General features: G+C 54.0%; 1 protein-coding gene. It reads right to left on the bottom strand.

The genetic code is table 11. The features are described 5' to 3' along the window. Positions 1-90: 90 nt before the first annotated feature. The coding region (locus AC3XQU_RS24380; RefSeq protein ID WP_489876694.1) for a molybdopterin-dependent oxidoreductase at positions 91-252 on the bottom strand (162 nt) is incomplete at its 5' end.

Raw genomic sequence — 252 nt, 5'->3', positions numbered from 1 at the left:
GCAGTAGTAAACCTTTTCATAGTGAAGCTCCTTGATACTCAGGTTGCGAATAAGCGCAGCCCGGGCTGCGCAATGGAGTTGCCACGGGCGTCAGCTGCCACCGAACCAGTTGTAGCCTTGGTCTTCCCAGTAACCACCCGGGTAGGTATTAGTGACGAAAATCGCTTGAATGTGTTTTGGGTTCTTGTAGCCAAGCTTGGTAGGCATGCGCAGCTTCATTGGGAAGCCATATTCGCGCGGCAGGACGGCACC

The organism is Telluria sp. AZSoR62 (genome assembly GCF_058111565.1).
Note: the sequence above shows the minus strand (reverse complement) of the source record. Positions and strands in the feature narration are given on the sequence as shown.